This is a genomic window from Citrobacter sp. Res13-Sevr-PEB04-36, assembly GCF_015672735.1.
Classification (GTDB): domain Bacteria; phylum Pseudomonadota; class Gammaproteobacteria; order Enterobacterales; family Enterobacteriaceae; genus Citrobacter.
Genome location: NZ_JADABY010000057.1, coordinates 66,602 through 83,839 on the forward strand (window position 1 = coordinate 66,602; position 17,238 = coordinate 83,839).

Below are 17,238 nucleotides of genomic sequence, written 5' to 3' on the forward strand. Positions count from 1 at the left end.
AAGATATTTACGCCCATCGCGTAGGCCTGATAAACGTAGCGCCATCAGGCATCCTGATCTCGGTCCTGATTATCGCTTACCACTGTGCAGCCAGAACGGCTCCTCAGAGATGGCCTCATTACGATAGTGTTCAATTTCAATATGTTGGCGTGTCATGATGGCATGACGTAAGCCCTGCCAGGTCGCAATCCATTCCGATGCAACCTTCTCATCGTAATAGCCCGCCAGCATCAAAATGCTGTCAATGTTGCGCGTCAGACGCGGGATCTGATCGGCATACTGATCGCCCAACGGCTGACCAAAAACCGTTTTCAGTTCAGCCGCATGGCGTGAAAGATGGGTATCAGAGAAACGCTTAAAGGAGTCGGCAATTTTGGCCTGCGCTTTCGCATCAAGGAACGGTTGCCATCCTTTAGTCACCAGCCACTCGGTGAGCGCCAGTTTTGCCATCGCCGTTTGCGGATTGTAAACCGCAGACACCGCAGAAACTTCAGCAGCAATGGTCGCTTCTGACTGGGTCAGCAAATCACGTAAGTGAGCACTCGCTTTACGTGGAACATTACCGCCAAACAGCATCAGGATATGGCGCACCAGGCCCATCGCCGCCAGCACTTCTGCTTTTGCGCCTTTAACACCACGAACCCATAACTCCTCATGGTATTGCCATTGCGATAATGCCAGTTCCAGCGCGGCTTCCAGCCCCTGCTCAATGCTGGCCTTCGCCGGAACGTGCAGAATACTCGTCGGCTTCAGCTCGCGTGGGGCATTCCCCAGCGCAAGATGATAACCCCGTGCCGCCTTACTCAGGCTGCCCTGGCGTAACCCCTCATGGGCAACCAGCTGATGTGCCAGCTTCAGTACCGCACGGGTATCACCGCTTAGCAGTTCCAGTTCGAGCTCACAGATAGGTTCAGCGAACTCTCCAGCTTTCACTTCACCGAGATCGAGGGCGATTTCAATCTGGCTGCCGTCAACCTCGAGCAGCCATTTCTCGCGGTTAAAATCAGTGCTAAACAGCGGTTGTAGCTGAGAGGCGAGATCGGCTGGCAGTTCACCATTCGGCCAGACTTCGGCTGGAAGCAGCGCAAGATCCAGTTCAGGCGCGCTCAGCGCAACGTTATACTCTGGTCGCTGATGCAAACCGCCCGTCACCCGACCGGCAATTTTCAGGGTCATTTCATAACGGCCGTTCTCGCCGCGAATACGCAACCCCATATCATGGCTACGCAACCATCCATCCGGTGTTTCGTAGTAAATATTCAGCAACTGGCTGGGTGCATGATGCTCTCCCCCCAGCGCATTCAGACGTTCGCGTAATTCATCAACGGCATCATTATTGACGATAAATTTTAATTCGATTTCCTGAGTCATGATCTTGTACTTATGGGTTATGTCACAGTTAAGAAAACAGACTGCGAACTAAGTTCGTTCTTGATTGTCAGTAGATAGTATTTTGCGCCAAATTGCCATGCAACGTGCAATTTGACGGGCGTAAAAGTTTAGAGTTGTGGCAAAAAGGACACAGATGATTCCGATTGATGTCGAATGCTTTGCGTAGAGACACTGATGCCACTACTATCGTTCCACTTTCTATGACAATAACGACAGCCTGATGCCAAAATTACGCCTGATTGGATTAACTTTACTTGCACTTAGCGCCACTGCCGTCTCCCATGCCGAAGAAAAGCGCTATGTCTCTGATGAACTGAACACCTGGGTCCGCAGCGGTCCGGGAGATAATTATCGCCTCGTGGGTACGGTTAATGCCGGCGAGGAAGTCATTCTGTTGCAGACCGATGCCAGCACCAACTACGCCCAGGTAAAAGACAGTACCGGACGTACGGCCTGGATCCCGCTGAAAGAGCTGAACAGCACGCCAAGCCTGCGTACCCGCGTTCCAGACCTGGAGAACCAGGTTAAAACGCTGACCGATAAGCTCAATAACATTGATACCACATGGAATCAACGCACCGCCGATATGCAGCAAAAAGTGGCGCAAAGCGACAGTGTGATCAATGGGTTGAAAGAAGAGAACCAGAAGCTAAAAAACGAGCTGATTGTGGCGCAGAAAAAGGTCAGTGCCGCGAATTTGCAGCTTGATGACAAGCAGCGCACCATCATCATGCAGTGGTTTATGTATGGCGGCGGCGTACTGGGACTGGGTCTGTTGCTCGGTCTGGTTCTGCCGCACATGATCCCAACCCGTAAACGCAAAGATCGCTGGATGAACTGAATCGCCTTCTCCGCCACACTGACATATGATTAAGGGATGATTTTTTTCAAAAGGAAAGTGGCGTGAAGATTTATCTGGTCGGTGGAGCTGTTCGGGATGCGTTATTAGGGCTACCGGTTAAAGATAAAGATTGGGTTGTCGTCGGCGCCACGCCGCAAGAGATGCTCGACGCGGGCTACCAGCAGGTAGGCCGCGATTTTCCTGTTTTTCTTCATCCGCAAACGCGCGAAGAGTATGCGCTGGCGCGTACCGAACGAAAATCGGGCTCAGGCTACACCGGATTTACCTGCTATGCCGCAGCAGATGTAACGCTGGAAGCCGATCTTCAGCGCCGCGACCTGACGATCAACGCGCTGGCCCGCGATGATGACGGCGAGATTATCGACCCGTATCACGGGCGTCGCGATCTGGAAAATCGTCTACTGCGCCATGTTTCCCCAGCTTTTAGCGAAGATCCGCTGCGCGTACTGCGCGTGGCGCGCTTTGCCGCGCGCTATGCGCACCTCAGCTTTCGCATCGCCGATGAAACCCTGGCCTTAATGCGCGAGATGACTGCCGCCGGAGAACTGGAACATCTGACGCCGGAACGAGTATGGAAAGAAACGGAAAATGCGTTAACCACCCGTAATCCGCAGGTCTTTTTCCAGGTCCTGCGCGACTGTGGTGCACTGCACGTTCTGTTCCCGGAAATAGACGCTCTGTTTGGCGTCCCGGCGCCGGCCCAGTGGCATCCGGAAATCGACACCGGTATTCACACGCTGATGACGCTGTCGATGGCTGCTATGTTGAGCCCAAACGTTGACGTACGCTTCGCCACGCTGTGTCACGACGTAGGTAAGGCTCTGACGCCAAAAGCACTGTGGCCGCGCCATCATGGTCACGGCCCGGCGGGCGTCAAACTGGTAGAACAGTTATGCCAGCGCCTACGCGTCCCCAATGACATTCGCGATTTAGCCAAACTGGTGGCGGAGTTCCACGATCTCATCCACACCTTCCCGATCCTGCAGCCGAAAACTATCGTGAAGCTGTTTGATTCCATCGACGCCTGGCGCAAACCGCAACGTGTGGAACAAATTGCCCTAACCAGCGAGGCCGACGTACGAGGTCGCACCGGTTTTGAAGCAGTTGATTACCCGCAGGGTAGACTGCTGCGGGAAGCCTGGCAGGTCGCGCAGAAAGTGCCAACGAAAGATGTCGTGGAGGCAGGATTTAAAGGGCCGGACATTCGCGAGGAGCTGACCCGACGTCGCATTGCGGCGGTGGCCTGCTGGAAGGAACAGCGCTGCCCAAAAGCGTAGGCAGCACGTTACCGGATGCGCTGCGCTTATCCGGCCTACGGGGTCAACATCTCGTTGCGTAGGCCCGGTAAGCATAAGCGCCACCGGGCACATTAAAGTCAGAAGAACACCACGTAAACGGCAGCGGCGACCACAAAACGATAAATCGCAAATGGAATAAACGAGATACGTTTAATCAGTTGCAGGAAGGTTTTGATCGCCACCAGCGCCACTACAAATGCCGTCACGAAGCCCACAGCAAACATTGGAATGTCTGATGCGCTCAGGAACGACCAGCTTTTGTAGAGATCTAACGCCGTGGCACCCATCATCATTGGTACCGCCAGCAGGAATGAGAATTCCGATGCAGCATAGCGGCTCACGCCCATCAGCATACCGCCTGAAATGGTCGCTCCAGAGCGGGAAAAACCCGGCCACAACGCCAGGCACTGAAAGCAGCCAATCATAAACGCCTGGCGATAAGTCATATCATCCAGACCCGGCGCGCGCGGCTCTTTCGGCTTCAGGCATTCTGCGGCTATCAGTAGCACGCCCCCCACCACCAGCGCGTACATCACGTTGATCGGGTTAAACAGTGATTTGATGGTGTCGTGGAAAATCAGGCCCAGTACTACCGCCGGGATCATCCCTAACAGGATATGCCCCAGCGTCAGCCGTCCCTTGCCGGTCCCTTCATGTGGGGCTTTACCAAAGTGAATGCCAATCAGGCCAAACAAGCGGCGCCAGAACATCACCACGACAGCCAAAATGGAACCCAGTTGAATAACCACTTCAAATGTCTTTGCGGTATCGCCTTCAAAACCCAGCAGGTGGCCAACAATAATCATATGGCCGGTGCTGGATACAGGTAAAAACTCCGTCAATCCCTCGACCACACCCAAAATTGCCGCCACCAGCAGCGAGTGCATATCACTCATCAATTAACCCCTAGATAGAAAACCACGGCAAAAAAGAGCCAACGTTAGGACTCTTTTATACCCGTTTGGTTTAGATATTATTAATTTAATTATTTTCTTTCAGATTATTGCCACGTTCAATGATAACACCGACGTTTGCCGCCCGCGCCACCGCCCCCGGCTTGCTGAGCTTGATGCGTACCCATGGGGAATTAAAACGGCTAAGCAGGAGGTCTGCCACCTCTTCCGCCACGCGTTCAACCAGCGCAAAACGCCCGCCTTCCACATGGCTGACCACCGTTTGCGCGATATCAGCATAGCTCAGGCAATCGGCGACATCGTCGCTTTTCGCTGATTTGCGGTTATCCCATGCCATTTCGATATCGAACACCAGTTTTTGTTCGATAGTCTGTTCCCAGTCGTAAACACCGATAGTGGTGATTACCGAAAGTTGCTCTATAAATACAATATCCATCACGACCTGCCTGCTTTTTGGCTAACCCGGATACCACTTCCGGCGAAATATGCGTATTATCCACGGAAGTAGTGTTTTACACGACATTTTCAAAACGGAACAGCTTATGAGTGCAATCGCGCCTGGAATGATTCTCTTCGCGTACCTCTGCGGCTCAATTTCCAGTGCCATTCTGGTATGCCGCCTCGCTGGATTGCCGGACCCACGTGACAGCGGTTCTGGAAATCCGGGCGCGACAAACGTATTGCGAATCGGTGGCAAGGGAGCCGCCGTCGCCGTGCTGATTTTTGACGTCCTGAAGGGTATGTTACCCGTGTGGGGTGCATACGCGCTAGGCGTTAGTCCTTTCTGGTTGGGGTTGATTGCTATCGCCGCCTGCCTGGGACACATCTGGCCGGTGTTCTTCGGTTTTAAAGGTGGGAAAGGCGTCGCCACCGCCTTTGGCGCCATTGCGCCGATAGGCTGGGATTTAACCGGCGTCATGGCGGGCACCTGGCTGCTGACCGTCTTGCTGAGCGGTTACTCCTCGTTAGGAGCCATCGTCAGCGCCCTGATAGCCCCGTTCTATGTCTGGTGGTTCAAACCCCAGTTCACCTTCCCGGTATCCATGCTGTCGTGCTTAATTCTGCTGCGCCATCATGACAATATCCAGCGTCTGTGGCGTCGACAAGAGCCAAAGATCTGGACCAAGCTGAAGAAAAAACGCGAGAAAGATCCCGAGTGACGGTACTGCCGGATGATGACGCGACGGTATCTTATCCGGCTTACAGGATCTGATACCCGTCAACCGGCTTGCCCAACCGCTGCTGGCACCACGTTGCCAGGAACTCCACACACACCCGTAGCTTTACGCTGCGATACAACGGCTCCTGATACACCGCCCAGATATTGGCGCTCTGTGCATACTCCGGCAGTACGCGTACCAGTTCACCGCTGAGTAGAAACGGCTGCACGTCCCACTCAGAACGCAGCATGATCCCTTTTCCCTGTAACGCCCACTGCAACACAATCTCGCCGCTGTTAGAAGAAAGATGCCCCGCCACCTTAACCGATTTTTTCTCCTGCCCATTATCAAGTTCCCAAACCCCATGCGTCATATCGCGTTCTTTTGTGACCAGGCAATCATGGCGACTTAATTCCTGTAACGTCTTGGGTCCACCATATTTTTTTAAATATGATGGCGCTGCACACAATATTCTTTTATTTTTCGTTAACAAATGCGCAATATAATAATCGGGGATTTCATCATTAATACGAATATCCAGATCGATATTATCTTGTGCTAAGTCAATTTGCCGATCGTACAGTTCAAAATGCACCTGTAATTCAGGATAGCTATGCATCAATTCGGTAATCGCTGGGGCGATATAACTTCGGCCAAACCCAAAACTACAGCCAATACGGATCATCCCTTCCGGACGCGTTTTGATTTGCGTGACGTCATCGACCAGATGCTGGTAGCGGGCGAGGATCTCCTGCGCATGTTCATAGCACCGCTGACCGCTTTCCGTTAACACCACGCCGCGTGCGGAGCGGTTAAGCAGCGTGGTCCCCAGCGTAGACTCCAGGATCTGAATGCGTTTTGTCACAAACGCAGGCGTCTGCCCAAGGGTCGCTGCCGCCGCACTAAAGCTACCGCTATGAACAATTTCAACCAGCACCTGCAGGTCTTTCGCCAGGGGATAGGTGTTTAGCATGGTCATGATATCCGTGAGGGTGTAAGCCGCAGTGTAATTCCCTCAGGCGTATTAAACCCTGCCTTGGCGCAATTTTTATTACATTATCTGGCCATCATTCACGAACTGTTAATTGGTTATTCACAGCGCTAAAAAATATAAAACCACATTTTTAGTGGTAGTTTGTTCCGGAGAATTTATTTCCAGATAAATAAAAGAACTGGAGTTGACATAATGAGCCATAAAAATAACCAACATGCGATAAATACGCTGACTAACATTGTCGCAGATTTTACCGCCATGATTTCTACCCGTATGCCTGACGATGTAGTGGATAAATTAAAACAGCTACGCGAAGGCGAAACCTCGCCGATGGGTAAAATTATCTACCACACCATGTTTGACAACATGCAGAAGGCGATCGACCTGAATCGCCCGGCGTGTCAGGACACCGGTGAAATCATGTTCTTTGTGAAGGTCGGTTCCCGTTTTCCGCTGCTGGGCGAGCTGCAAAGCATCCTGAAGCAGGCCGTTGAAGACGCCACCGTGAAAGCGCCACTGCGCCACAATGCGGTAGAGATTTTTGACGAGGTGAACACCGGCAAAAATACCGGTACCGGTGTGCCATGGGTCACCTGGGACATCATCCCCGACGCTGACGATGCAGAAATTGAAGTCTATATGGCGGGCGGCGGTTGTACGCTGCCGGGGCGCTCTAAAGTGTTAATGCCTTCCGAAGGCTACGAAGGCGTCGTGAAATTTGTTTTTGAGAACATCTCCACACTGGCGGTAAACGCCTGTCCGCCAGTGCTGGTCGGCGTAGGTATTGCGACTTCCGTTGAAACCGCCGCCGTGCTGTCACGCAAAGCCGTACTGCGCCCAATTGGCTCACGCCATCCGAACCCAAAAGCTGCTGAACTGGAATTGCGCCTCGAAGAGGGACTAAACCGTCTGGGCATTGGTCCACAAGGGTTAACCGGCAATAGCTCGGTGATGGGCGTACATATTGAATCTGCCGCGCGCCACCCGTCGACTATCGGCGTGGCCGTTTCTACCGGCTGCTGGGCGCACCGTCGCGGCACGCTGCGGGTTCATGCCGATCTCTCCTTCGAAAATCTGTCTCACACCCGGAGCGCGTTATGAAAAAGATCCTGACAACCCCGATCAAAGCCGAAGATCTGGCAGACATTCGCGTCGGCGATGTCATTTACCTGACCGGTACGCTGGTGACTTGCCGCGACGTATGCCACCGCCGGTTGATCGAACTCAAACGCCCGATCCCGTACGATCTGAACGGTAAAGCCATTTTTCACGCCGGCCCAATCGTGCGTAAGAACGGGGAAAAATGGGAGATGGTCTCCGTCGGCCCAACCACCAGCATGCGTATGGAAGCCTTTGAGAAAGAATTCATCGAGCAAACCGGCGTCAAACTGGTGGTCGGCAAAGGCGGCATGGGCCCGTTGACCGAAGAAGGGTGTAAGCAATTCAAAGCACTGCACGTGATCTTCCCGGCTGGCTGCGCGGTTGTTGCCGCCACGCAGGTTGAAGAAATTGAAGAAGTGCACTGGACGGAATTGGGCATGCCGGAATCCCTGTGGGTATGCCGGGTTAAAGAGTTCGGCCCGCTGATTGTTTCCATCGACACCCATGGCAACAACCTGATCGCCGAAAACAAAAAACTGTTCGCTGAACGCCGCGATCCTATCGTGGAAGAAATTTGCGAGCACGTGCACTACATCAAATAACCCTCCCGGAGAGGCGCATACCTCTCCCCCTTTCGCAGGGATACAACAATGGCACCTTTAGCTGGTTGGTGGCGATACCTGGCTCCGCTGGTGGTCATCGCCATTATTGCTGTTTTGCCCGTACCTGGCGGTCTTGAGAGCCATACCTGGCTCTATTTTGCCGTCTTTACCGGGGTCATCGTCGGGCTAATTCTGGAACCTGTACCCGGTGCGGTAGTGGCGATGATTGGTATTTCTATTATTGCCGTACTGTCGCCATGGCTGCTGTTCAGCCCTGAGCAACTCACCCAGGACGGGTTTAAATTTACCGCCAAATCGCTGTCGTGGGCAGTGTCGGGGTTTTCTAACTCGGTTATCTGGCTGATTTTCGCCGCCTTTATGTTCGGCACCGGTTATGAGAAGACCGGGCTGGGTCGGCGTATCGCGCTGATGCTGGTGAAGAAGATGGGGCATCGCACGCTGTTTCTCGGCTATGCGGTGATGTTCTCTGAGCTGATCCTCGCCCCCGTGACACCATCTAACTCCGCGCGCGGCGCAGGCATTATCTACCCGATCATTCGTAACCTGCCGCCGCTATATCACTCACAGCCCAACGATCCCAGCGCCCGCTCCATTGGCTCTTACATTATGTGGATGGGGATCGTCGCCGATTGCGTCACCAGCGCTATTTTTTTAACGGCGATGGCGCCAAACCTGCTGCTGATCGGCCTGATGAAAGGCGCTTCCCATACAGCGTTAAGCTGGGGTGACTGGTTCTTAGGCATGCTGCCGCTGAGCATTTTGCTGGTGTTGATCGTGCCCTGGCTGGCCTACGTACTGTACCCACCGGTGCTGAAATCCGGCGATCAGGTCCCGCGCTGGGCGGAAACCGAGCTGAAGGCGATGGGGCCACTCTGCGCACGTGAGAAAAAGATGCTGGTACTGATGGTGGGTGCGCTGGTGCTGTGGATCTTTGGCGGTGACTATATTGATGCCGCAATGGTCGGCTACAGCGTGGTGGCATTAATGCTGGTACTGCGCATTATCTGCTGGGATGACATTGTCAGTAATAAAGCGGCGTGGAACGTCTTTTTCTGGCTGGCTTCGCTGATTACCCTTGCCACCGGGCTGAACAATACCGGCTTTATCTCCTGGTTCGGCAAACTGCTGGCAAACGGGCTTAGCGGCTACTCACCGATGATGGTGATGGTGGCGTTGATCGTAGTGTTCTATCTGTTGCGCTATTTCTTTGCCAGCGCCACAGCCTATACCTCTGCTCTCGCGCCAATGATGATTGCTGCCGCGCTGGCGATGCCGGAAATCCCTCTGCCGGTATTCTGCCTGATGGTCGGTGCCGCCATTGGTCTGGGCAGCATTCTGACCCCATATGCTACCGGGCCAAGCCCGATCTACTACGGCAGCGGCTACCTGCCGACGGCCGATTACTGGCGACTGGGCGCCATCTTCGGCCTGATATTCCTCGTCCTGCTGGTGATAACCGGCCTGCTGTGGATGCCTCTGGTTTTACTGTAAATCCCGTCGGGGCGGCGTAGCTGTATGAACCGGTCACATGGGTTACAGATCTGACCGGTTCATACATAGGTCGCCCCTTTTCCCTGCGCATCTCATCAGACCGCTTTCCCGGTGCGCTTACGCCGCTGGTAGCTCCGCCAGCGGCCAGCGTGGACGTACGGTGACGCCAAGATCTGCCGTCGCTCCGGCTTTAAAACGCACCATGCCCGCGTAGGCAATCATCGCCCCGTTGTCGGTACAAAATTCCGGGCGAGCATAGAACACTTCGCCACGGCGCTTTTGCATCATCTCCGCCAACTTCGCCCGCAAGGTACGGTTAGCGCTCACGCCTCCCGCCATCACCAGACGCTTAAAGCCGGTTTGATCCAGCGCGCGTTTGCACTTGATCATCAGTGTATCGACCACCGCATCTTCAAATGCACGGGCGATATCCGCACGGGTCTGATCGTCGTTTTCGTTATTACGGATGGTATTTGCAGCGAACGTTTTCAGGCCAGAGAAGCTGAAATCCAGCCCTGGGCGATCGGTCATCGGGCGCGGGAAGACAAAACGCTTTTCCACGCCCTGAGACGCCAGCTTAGACAGCATCGGACCACCTGGATAATCCAGCCCCAGCAGTTTGGCCGTTTTATCAAACGCTTCACCGGCGGCATCGTCAATCGATTCGCCCAGCAGTTCATATCGGCCAATACCAGTGACGCTAATCAGCTGCGTGTGTCCGCCAGAAACCAACAACGCCACAAACGGATATTCCGGCGGATTATCTTCCAGCATCGGTGCCAGCAAATGGCCTTCCATATGGTGTACAGGAATAGCCGGAACGTCCCAGGCGAACGCCAGAGAACGCCCTACGGTCGCCCCCACCAGCAACGCACCGACCAGACCCGGTCCTGCGGTATAGGCCACCGCATCAATTTCTTTTGCCGTTAATCCTGCTTCAATCAGCGCCGCCTGAATCAACGGTACGGTTTTACGCACGTGATCGCGCGAAGCCAGTTCAGGCACAACTCCACCGTAATCAGCGTGTAATTTCACCTGACTATACAGTTGGTTGGCTAAAAGACCTTTTTCATCGTCGTAAATGGCGATGCCGGTTTCATCGCAGGATGTTTCAATTCCCAGTACACGCATGACTTGTTTTACCTCGCTCTAATACCGCGCAGTGTAGGTCGAATGCGGGTTGATGTAAAACTTTGTTCGCCCAAGGAAGAAGCCTCGTGTATACTCCCTTTCCTTATAAAAGTCCCTTTCAAAAACGCGTCGGTGCTTTACAAAGCAGCAGCAATTGCAGTAAAATTCCGCACCATTTTGAAATAAGCTGGCGTAGATGCCAGCGGCAAACCGAATTTATAAAGGTGAGAGTTACATGCCGGTAATTAAAGTACGTGAAAACGAGCCGTTCGACGTAGCACTGCGTCGCTTCAAGCGTTCCTGCGAGAAAGCAGGTGTTCTGGCGGAAGTTCGTCGTCGTGAGTTCTATGAAAAACCGACTACCGAACGTAAGCGCGCTAAAGCTTCTGCTGTGAAACGTCACGCGAAGAAACTGGCTCGCGAAAACGCACGCCGCACTCGTCTGTACTAATCTATTGGGAGCTAAAGCTCTCAATTCAGACTGAGTTGTAGTTGTAAGGCCGTGCTTCCGGAAGGAATGCGCGGCTTATTTTCGTTTATACGCGTCATCATTCAAGCTGCCTCTGCGTTGGCTGCAGCCGCTCACCCCAGTCACGTACTGATGTACGCTCCTGAGGATTCGCACCCTTGCCGCCTTGATGCAACTTGAATGATTTTGTGTATTTAAGTCATAAAAAAATAAACGGGGCATATGGCTGGACGAATCCCACGTGTATTCATTAATGACCTGCTGGCAAGAACCGACATCGTCGATCTCATCGATGCACGAGTTAAGCTGAAAAAGCAGGGCAAAAATTATCATGCGTGCTGTCCGTTCCATAACGAGAAAACCCCCTCTTTCACCGTAAACGGTGAAAAACAGTTTTATCACTGCTTTGGGTGTGGCGCGCATGGCAACGCCGTCGACTTTCTCATGAACTACGACAAGCTCGAGTTTGTGGAAACCGTCGAAGAACTGGCCGCAATGCACAACCTTGAAGTGCCTTACGAAGCAGGCAACGGCCCCAGTCAGATAGAGCGCCATCAACGGCAAAGCCTCTATCAATTGATGGACGGCCTGAACACTTTTTATCAACAGTCTCTGATACAACCCGCCGCTACCCCTGCGCGCCAGTACCTGGAACAGCGAGGACTCAGTAGCGACGTGATCGCTCGTTTTGCTATTGGTTTCGCCCCCCCCGGTTGGGACAACGTCCTGAAACGGTTTGGCGGCAATCCTGAGAACCGTCAGGCGCTGATCGACGCGGGTATGTTGGTCACCAACGATCAGGGACGCAGTTACGATCGCTTCCGCGAGCGAGTGATGTTCCCCATCCGCGACAAACGCGGTCGGGTCATTGGTTTTGGTGGGCGTGTGCTGGGCGATGCCCTGCCGAAATACCTGAACTCCCCGGAAACCGATATTTTCCATAAAGGCCGCCAGCTATATGGCCTTTATGAAGCCCAGCAGGATAACGCCGATCCACAGCGCCTGTTAGTGGTCGAAGGCTATATGGATGTGGTGGCGCTGGCGCAATATGGCATTAACTACGCCGTGGCCTCCCTCGGGACGTCAACCACTGCCGATCACATTCAGCTGTTGTTCCGTGCAACGAACCAGGTGATTTGTTGTTACGACGGTGACCGGGCCGGACGCGATGCCGCATGGCGCGCGCTGGAAACCGCACTGCCGTATATGACAGACGGACGCCAGCTGCGCTTTATGTTTTTACCTGACGGCGAAGATCCCGATACGCTGGTACGTAAGGAAGGGAAAGAAGCCTTTGAAGCCCGGATGGAGCAAGCCTTACCGCTCTCCGCGTTTCTGTTTAACAGCCTGTTACCACAGGTGGATTTGAGTACCCCGGACGGACGTGCACAGCTCAGTACGCTGGCATTGCCGCTGATCACTCAAGTCCCGGGCGAAACGTTGCGTATTTATCTGCGACAGGAATTGGGAAACAAGCTCGGCATTCTGGATGACAGCCAGCTTGAACGTTTAATGCCAAAACTGGCAGAAAATGGGGCTTCCCGTCCTGTTCCACAGCTAAAACGTACGACCATGCGTATACTTATAGGGTTACTGGTACAGAACCCGGGTTTGGCCCCGCTGGTGCCGCCGTTAGGCGCCCTGGATCAAAATAAGCTGCCCGGCCTTGGCTTATTCAGAGAACTGGTCAACACTTGTCTGGCTCAGCCAGGTCTGACCACCGGACAACTGTTAGAACACTATCGTGGCACAAATGATGCGGCCACCCTTGAAAAACTGTCGATGTGGGACGATATAGCAGATAAAGATATCGCGGAAAAAACCTTCACCGACTCACTCAACCATATGTTTGATTCGATGCTTGAACTGCGCCAGGAAGAGTTGATAGCTCGTGAGCGCACACACGGTTTAAGCAACGAAGAACGCCGGGAACTCTGGACACTAAACCAGGAACTGGCAAAGAAATGAATTGATAGACAAATCTTTCACGTTGTATCAAGGCGGCAAGAGAACGTCGCTAACGCAGAGACAACTTGAAGAGTGAAGTATTTAACGGCTTAACTGCCGAATATCGCTCGGGAAGCCCCCGACAGCCGCACGGAGAGGCAGCGGCAAAATATAAGTATGCCCTCGTTTTGCCGTTGGCGGTTTTACCGCCCAACACCAATCAAACGAATTAAGTGTGGATACCGTCTTATGGAGCAAAACCCGCAGTCACAGCTGAAGCTTCTTGTCCAACGTGGTAAGGAGCAAGGCTATCTGACCTATGCCGAGGTCAATGACCATCTGCCGGAAGATATCGTCGATTCAGATCAAATCGAAGACATCATCCAAATGATCAATGACATGGGTATTCAGGTGATGGAAGAAGCACCGGATGCCGACGATCTGCTGCTTGCTGAAACCTCCAACAGCACCGATGAAGACGCGGAAGAAGCGGCTGCCCAGGTTCTGTCCAGCGTTGAGTCCGAAATCGGTCGTACAACTGACCCGGTGCGCATGTACATGCGTGAAATGGGTACCGTTGAACTGTTAACCCGTGAAGGCGAAATTGACATCGCCAAACGTATCGAAGACGGGATTAACCAGGTTCAATGCTCCGTTGCCGAATACCCGGAAGCCATTACCTATCTGCTTGAGCAGTACGACCGCGTAGAAGCTGAAGAAGCACGTCTTTCCGATCTAATCACCGGCTTTGTCGATCCGAATGCGGAAGAAGACATGGCGCCAACGGCGACGCACGTCGGGTCTGAACTCTCTCAGGAAGAGATGGACGAAGACGAAGACGAAGATGAAGAAGAAGACGACGACAGCAGCGATGACGACAACAGCATCGACCCTGAATTAGCGCGCGAGAAATTCGGCGAACTGCGTACTCAGTACGAAATCACCCGCGACACCATCAAAGCGAAAGGCCGCAGCCATGCTGCCGCGCAGGAAGAAATTCAGAAGCTGTCTGAAGTGTTCAAACAGTTCCGCCTGGTGCCGAAGCAGTTCGACTACCTGGTAAACAGCATGCGCGTCATGATGGATCGCGTGCGTACTCAGGAACGTCTGATCATGAAGCTCTGCGTTGAGCAGTGCAAAATGCCGAAGAAAAACTTCATCACCCTGTTCACCGGCAACGAGACCAGCGAAACCTGGTTCAATGCGGCCATCGCGATGAACAAACCGTGGTCTGAAAAACTGCACGACGTTGCAGATGACGTCCACCGCGGCCTGCAGAAACTGCGTCAAATTGAAGAAGAAACCGGCCTGACCATTGAGCAGGTTAAAGACATCAACCGTCGTATGTCCATTGGTGAAGCGAAAGCCCGCCGTGCGAAAAAAGAGATGGTTGAAGCGAACTTGCGTCTGGTTATCTCTATCGCTAAGAAATACACCAACCGTGGTCTGCAGTTCCTCGATCTGATTCAGGAAGGCAACATCGGTCTGATGAAAGCGGTAGATAAGTTTGAATACCGTCGCGGTTACAAGTTCTCCACCTATGCTACCTGGTGGATCCGTCAGGCGATCACCCGTTCGATCGCGGATCAGGCGCGTACCATCCGTATCCCGGTACATATGATTGAGACCATCAACAAGCTCAACCGTATCTCCCGCCAGATGCTGCAAGAGATGGGCCGCGAGCCGACGCCGGAAGAGCTGGCTGAACGCATGCTGATGCCGGAAGACAAGATCCGTAAAGTACTGAAGATCGCCAAAGAGCCTATCTCCATGGAAACGCCGATCGGCGACGATGAAGATTCGCATCTGGGTGATTTCATCGAGGATACCACTCTCGAGTTGCCGCTGGACTCTGCCACCACCGAGAGCCTGCGCGCCGCAACGCACGACGTTCTGGCTGGCCTGACAGCACGTGAAGCGAAAGTTCTGCGTATGCGTTTCGGTATCGATATGAATACCGACCACACGCTGGAAGAAGTCGGGAAACAGTTCGACGTTACCCGCGAACGTATCCGTCAGATCGAAGCGAAGGCGCTGCGTAAACTGCGTCACCCGAGCCGCTCTGAAGTGCTGCGTAGCTTCCTCGACGATTAATCTCGCCGTATAAGCATCAACGCCACCGCAAGGTGGCGTTTTTTTTACATCCCGCGCATAACCAGCGCATCATCTAATTCCCGATACGCCGCCACTAACTTATCCAGCGTAATCCGGCTTAACCCACTCGGGTTCGGCAACACCCAGATCTGCGTCGCGCCAATCGTCAGTGTCTGTTTCCCCCACTGTGCGCCACGCTGGCTAAAGCCTTGCTCAAATGCCTGCTTTCCTAAAATTGCCAGCGCCGCTGGCTGATAGTCTTCAATCTTCTCAACGAGCTGACGACCACCGCTACGCATCTCCTGGAGCTTCACTTCGTTGGCCTGCACCGTCGGCCTGTCGACAAATTTGGTGACGCCACAGCGGAAATCCAGCAGGTGTTGTGCTTCTTCTGGCTTTAGCTGGCGATCGGTAAATCCCGCCTGATGGATGACCTTCCAAAAGCGGTTGGCGGGATGCGCAAAGGGAAACCCTGTCCCCGCTGAAGAGAGCCCAGGATTGATGCCGCAAAAAACCACACGCAACCCCGGCGCCAGAATGTCCTTAACCATAATTACTCCACACAATACATCAGACAACCAGTATAACGGACTGAAAATACATTGTTTATAAAAACAGCATCCGTACGCTTATGGCTGGATTGCAACGCAGAGTTACTTTATAATCCACCGCCACGGCCCCTTAGCTCAGTGGTTAGAGCAGGCGACTCATAATCGCTTGGTCGCTGGTTCAAGTCCAGCAGGGGCCACCAAATAAAACAAGGAGTTAGATGAGAAATCATCTGACTCCTTTTTCGTTTTATACGAATCGGGTCAGGTAATGGGTCAGGTAAGGAATTGCCTCCCTGCCCTCTTCATCTCGCTGCCAGCATCCCCGGATAGTGCTTCGCCACGATATCATTCATCTTTTCTGTCAGGTCGATACGTTTAAAAGTGATGTGCGCGGTTCCTTTCTGGAAGTAACGTATACTGAAAAAATCATCTTCGTAAATATCCTTCGAAGGGTTATCCCGAATATGTTCCATCAATCGAGTAGTAACATCGCCACGGTTATCGGGTATCGGTTTACCATCCAGCAGAAATAACATTCGTTCCAGGTCCGCTAATTGATCCCGCCGCCATCCCCAGTTCAAACTAAATCCCCAGCGGCTATGCGTCACCAGATTGTTGACGATGATCTTTTTACCAAAGCTGCAGGGACTATTGGTTTTGTAATCCCACGACAGCCCTTTGAAGACATTGATAATGCCACGCTCAAACACATCCATTTTGTTCAGATGTAGCTGCTCAAAAGTACTGAGGATATTTGCCTCGCTGATGGCGGGCAGATCCCCCTCCTCCAGGTTCTTATGCCACTGGTCACGGGCCTGAGCATCCATCAAGGCCATCATGCCAGACTTCAACATCAAGTCTCGCCAGATACTACGGTCAATATTGCGGGTAACGGAAGGCAGCGCTTTGTCTACCTTTTCGGTCATCCAGCTATCGTAACGGTGCCCGGCCTTCATCGCCCAGTCTTGCGCTGTGCCACCGCCAATTTCTGAGGTTAGCCGTGAAATGGCATCAAGCTGCTGAATGAGTTGTTCTATCTGTTTCAGTGCGGCATCGCGGCCAGTCACTATGCGTTCAATACTGGTCGAGCAAATCAGCTCGCTATGATCGGTTAATACTTCAGCTTTAGTTTGCATGACATTTTGTCCTTAAAAAGCAAACGCGCCCGCCGGGTAATGGCAGGCGCATTATGCAATATGTAAACAAGGGAG

General features: G+C 53.0%; 16 protein-coding genes and 1 tRNA gene. 10 read left to right on the forward strand and 7 right to left on the reverse strand.

Annotation, left to right across the window (positions count from 1 at the left end):
• Positions 1-69: 69 nt before the first annotated feature.
• Entirely contained in the window at positions 70-1,371 is a 1,302-nt protein-coding gene (locus IMQ48_RS16895) for an inorganic triphosphatase (RefSeq protein ID WP_196209949.1), read from the reverse strand.
• A 241-nt stretch (positions 1,372-1,612) separates the two neighbouring features.
• Between IMQ48_RS16895 and IMQ48_RS16900 the strand changes: the two genes are divergently transcribed.
• Positions 1,613-2,233 carry a TIGR04211 family SH3 domain-containing protein gene (locus IMQ48_RS16900; RefSeq protein ID WP_196209950.1) on the forward strand — a complete coding sequence of 207 codons (621 nt, stop codon included), beginning with the start codon at positions 1,613-1,615 and terminating at the stop codon, positions 2,231-2,233.
• Between the two features lie 62 nt (positions 2,234-2,295).
• Positions 2,296-3,531 (forward strand): multifunctional CCA addition/repair protein, encoded by a 1,236-nt coding sequence (locus tag IMQ48_RS16905; RefSeq protein ID WP_196209951.1) that lies wholly within the window; start codon positions 2,296-2,298, stop codon positions 3,529-3,531.
• 98 nt (positions 3,532-3,629) lie between these two features.
• Here the strand turns inward: IMQ48_RS16905 and bacA are convergent, their stop codons facing one another.
• Both bacA and folB read right to left on the reverse strand, forming a co-directional pair.
• The gene (bacA, locus tag IMQ48_RS16910; protein WP_196209952.1) at positions 3,630-4,448 is read right to left on the reverse strand and encodes an undecaprenyl-diphosphate phosphatase; all 819 of its coding nucleotides are present in this window, start codon (positions 4,446-4,448) and stop codon (positions 3,630-3,632) included.
• An 85-nt stretch (positions 4,449-4,533) separates the two neighbouring features.
• The gene (gene folB / locus IMQ48_RS16915; protein ID WP_196209953.1) at positions 4,534-4,902 is read right to left on the reverse strand and encodes a bifunctional dihydroneopterin aldolase/7,8-dihydroneopterin epimerase; all 369 of its coding nucleotides are present in this window, start codon (positions 4,900-4,902) and stop codon (positions 4,534-4,536) included.
• Positions 4,903-5,008: 106 nt separating this feature from the next.
• On the opposite strand from folB, the gene plsY reads away from it, so the two are divergent.
• Positions 5,009-5,626: a glycerol-3-phosphate 1-O-acyltransferase PlsY gene (gene plsY / locus IMQ48_RS16920; protein ID WP_196209954.1), complete on the forward strand. Its 618-nt coding sequence runs from the start codon at positions 5,009-5,011 to the stop codon at positions 5,624-5,626.
• 40 nt (positions 5,627-5,666) lie between these two features.
• Here plsY and IMQ48_RS16925 read toward each other — a convergent pair whose 3' ends face one another.
• Positions 5,667-6,599 (reverse strand): LysR family transcriptional regulator, encoded by a 933-nt coding sequence (locus tag IMQ48_RS16925; protein ID WP_196209955.1) that lies wholly within the window; start codon positions 6,597-6,599, stop codon positions 5,667-5,669.
• A 210-nt stretch (positions 6,600-6,809) separates the two neighbouring features.
• Here IMQ48_RS16925 and ttdA point away from each other — a divergent pair, with 210 nt between their 5' ends.
• Genes ttdA through IMQ48_RS16940 form a run of 3 tightly spaced genes read left to right on the forward strand, consistent with a single transcriptional unit; the run spans position 6,810 to position 9,835 of the window.
• Entirely contained in the window at positions 6,810-7,721 is a 912-nt protein-coding gene (gene ttdA / locus IMQ48_RS16930; RefSeq protein WP_196209981.1) for a L(+)-tartrate dehydratase subunit alpha, read from the forward strand.
• Positions 7,718-8,323 carry a L(+)-tartrate dehydratase subunit beta gene (ttdB, locus tag IMQ48_RS16935; protein ID WP_115454410.1) on the forward strand — a complete coding sequence of 202 codons (606 nt, stop codon included), beginning with the start codon at positions 7,718-7,720 and terminating at the stop codon, positions 8,321-8,323. Before ttdA ends, ttdB begins: the two co-directional genes overlap by 4 nt.
• Before the next feature lie 48 nt (positions 8,324-8,371).
• Positions 8,372-9,835 carry an anion permease gene (locus tag IMQ48_RS16940; RefSeq protein ID WP_196209956.1) on the forward strand — a complete coding sequence of 488 codons (1,464 nt, stop codon included), beginning with the start codon at positions 8,372-8,374 and terminating at the stop codon, positions 9,833-9,835.
• A 117-nt stretch (positions 9,836-9,952) separates the two neighbouring features.
• On the opposite strand, the gene tsaD is transcribed toward IMQ48_RS16940, so the two are convergent.
• On the reverse strand, positions 9,953-10,966 hold the full coding sequence (tsaD, locus tag IMQ48_RS16945; protein ID WP_196209957.1) for a tRNA (adenosine(37)-N6)-threonylcarbamoyltransferase complex transferase subunit TsaD: 1,014 nt from the start codon (positions 10,964-10,966) through the stop codon (positions 9,953-9,955).
• Positions 10,967-11,201: 235 nt separating this feature from the next.
• Here tsaD and rpsU point away from each other — a divergent pair, with 235 nt between their 5' ends.
• From rpsU to rpoD, 3 genes are all read left to right on the forward strand, one after another.
• Positions 11,202-11,417 carry a 30S ribosomal protein S21 gene (gene rpsU, locus IMQ48_RS16950; protein ID WP_001144069.1) on the forward strand — a complete coding sequence of 72 codons (216 nt, stop codon included), beginning with the start codon at positions 11,202-11,204 and terminating at the stop codon, positions 11,415-11,417.
• A 240-nt stretch (positions 11,418-11,657) separates the two neighbouring features.
• Positions 11,658-13,403 (forward strand): DNA primase, encoded by a 1,746-nt coding sequence (gene dnaG, locus IMQ48_RS16955; RefSeq protein WP_196209958.1) that lies wholly within the window; start codon positions 11,658-11,660, stop codon positions 13,401-13,403.
• Positions 13,404-13,631: 228 nt separating this feature from the next.
• Entirely contained in the window at positions 13,632-15,476 is a 1,845-nt protein-coding gene (rpoD, locus tag IMQ48_RS16960; protein WP_196209959.1) for an RNA polymerase sigma factor RpoD, read from the forward strand.
• A gap of 44 nt (positions 15,477-15,520) precedes the next feature.
• Here the strand turns inward: rpoD and mug are convergent, their stop codons facing one another.
• Positions 15,521-16,027 carry a G/U mismatch-specific DNA glycosylase gene (gene mug, locus IMQ48_RS16965; protein ID WP_096755614.1) on the reverse strand — a complete coding sequence of 169 codons (507 nt, stop codon included), beginning with the start codon at positions 16,025-16,027 and terminating at the stop codon, positions 15,521-15,523.
• Positions 16,028-16,151: 124 nt separating this feature from the next.
• Here mug and IMQ48_RS16970 point away from each other — a divergent pair.
• A tRNA-Ile gene (locus tag IMQ48_RS16970) sits at positions 16,152-16,227 on the forward strand.
• A 102-nt stretch (positions 16,228-16,329) separates the two neighbouring features.
• On the opposite strand, the gene IMQ48_RS16975 is transcribed toward IMQ48_RS16970, so the two are convergent.
• Positions 16,330-17,163, reverse strand: coding sequence for a DUF4942 domain-containing protein (locus IMQ48_RS16975; protein ID WP_046495848.1), 834 nt, complete (start codon positions 17,161-17,163; stop codon positions 16,330-16,332).
• Positions 17,164-17,238: the final 75 nt, after the last annotated feature.